Below are 1690 nucleotides of genomic sequence, written 5' to 3' on the forward strand. Positions count from 1 at the left end.
CCCCTGACCCGCCCCGGCCCGGACGCGCGGACGTAGTCGGCCCGGATCCGGGGAACGACCGAAACCGGACCCGACGACGCACCAGGAGGACCACCATGGCCGACACCCTCGACGACGCCGCCGTCGCCGAACACCTCGACGCGCTGCCCGAGTGGACCCGCGACGGCGACGCCATCCGCCGCCGGATCCGCGCCGCGACCTTCCTGGACGGCATCGACCTGGTCACCCGCGTCGCCCGCGCCGCCGAGGCCGCCGACCACCACCCCGACATCGACATCCGCTGGCGGACCCTCACCTTCACCCTCACCACCCACAGCGCCGGGGGACTCACCGCCAAGGACTTCGACCTCGCCGCCCGCATCGACGACCTCGCCGCCCGCGCCACCGCCCCAGACACCGACGCGTGACCGGCGCCCCGCCCGTCCACGTCGCGGTGTGCGGGCCCGCCGACTGCACCCGCCGCGAACACGACGACGCCCGCGAACTCGGGCGGCTGCTGGCCGCCCGCGGCGCCGTCGTCGTGTGCGGCGGCCACGGAGGAGTCATGGCCGCCGTCGCCGCCGGGGCCCGCGACGCGGGCGGCACCGTCGTCGGCGTCCTGCCCGGCGACGACCGCACCGGCGCGGACCCGCACCTGACCGTGGCGCTGCCCACCGGCCTCGGCCAGGCCCGCAACGCCCTGATCGTCAACGCCGCCGACGCCGTCCTCGCCGTCGGCGGATCCTGGGGCACCCTGTCGGAGATCGCCCTGGCCGTGCGGCGCGGCCGCGCACCCGTCGTCCAGCTCGGCGGCTGGCGCGTCCACGACGAGCACGGCGACCCGGTCGGCGGCGTCCGGCACGCCCGCGACCCCGCCGACGCGATCGCCCGCACCGGCCTGTGGCCGGCGCGCACACCGGACCCGCCGGGGGCGGGCCCGCCGGACTGACCGCGCCGGACTGACCGCGCCGGACTGACCGCGCCGGACTGACCGCGCCGGACTGACCGCGCCGGACCGGCCCGGGACGCGTCAGTGCGCGGAGAACCCGCCGTCGACGAACAGCGACTGCCCCGTCACCTGCGCCGCCGACGGGCTCGCCAGGAACACCGCCGCGCCCGCGAAATCCTCGGCGAGCCCGTTGCGGCCCGTCATCGTGCGGTCCGCCAGCGCCCGCACCCGCTCCGGATCCGACGACAGCCGCGCGTTCAGCGGCGTCATCACGAACCCCGGCACCAGCGTGTTCGCCGTGACGCCCCGCCCCGACCACGCCTCGGCCTGCGACCGCGCCAGCGCCACCAGCCCCGCCTTCGACACCCCGTACGCGCCGCTGCTCACGAACGCGCGGAACGCCTGCTGCGACGCGATGTGGATGAGCCGCCCGAACCCGCGCTCCGCCATCACCGGACCGAACCGCTGCCCCAGCAGGAACGGCGCGTCGAGGTTCACCGCCATCGTCGCGTCCCACACCTCCCGGCCCAGCTCGTCCATCGGCGGCCGCAGGTTGATCCCGGCCGCGCTCACCACGATGTCCGGCTCGCCGAACACCGCCGCCGCCTCCTCGGCCGCCCGCGCCACCTCCGCCCGCGACCCCAGATCGGCGCTGACACGCGCCGCCCGGCACCCCTGCTCCCGCAGCTCCTTGACGGTGTCGTCCAGCTCGCCCTCGCGCCGCGCCACGACCACCACCGCCGCGCCCGCCCGGCCCAGCGC

The 1690-nt window shown here is 77.6% G+C and carries 3 protein-coding genes; 2 read left to right on the plus strand and 1 reads right to left on the minus strand.

The genetic code is table 11. The annotated features are described in order from the left end of the window. Positions 1-95 precede the first annotated feature (95 nt). Together DMH08_RS39400 and DMH08_RS39405 are read left to right on the plus strand one after the other, a co-directional pair. Complete coding sequence (locus DMH08_RS39400; protein ID WP_125621375.1) at positions 96-407, plus strand: 4a-hydroxytetrahydrobiopterin dehydratase; 312 nt, start codon at positions 96-98, stop codon at positions 405-407. Further along, positions 404-928, plus strand: coding sequence for a TIGR00725 family protein (locus tag DMH08_RS39405; RefSeq protein ID WP_125621378.1), 525 nt, complete (start codon positions 404-406; stop codon positions 926-928). The genes DMH08_RS39400 and DMH08_RS39405 overlap by 4 nt, the downstream gene beginning before the upstream one ends. Positions 929-1009: 81 nt before the next feature. Here DMH08_RS39405 and DMH08_RS39410 read toward each other — a convergent pair. After that, positions 1010-1690 (minus strand): SDR family NAD(P)-dependent oxidoreductase (locus tag DMH08_RS39410; protein WP_125621381.1); only part of this gene is annotated, 681 nt, incomplete at its 5' end.

It is taken from the genome of Actinomadura sp. WAC 06369, assembly GCF_003947565.1.
Lineage (GTDB): Bacteria > Actinomycetota > Actinomycetes > Streptosporangiales > Streptosporangiaceae > Spirillospora > Spirillospora rifamycini.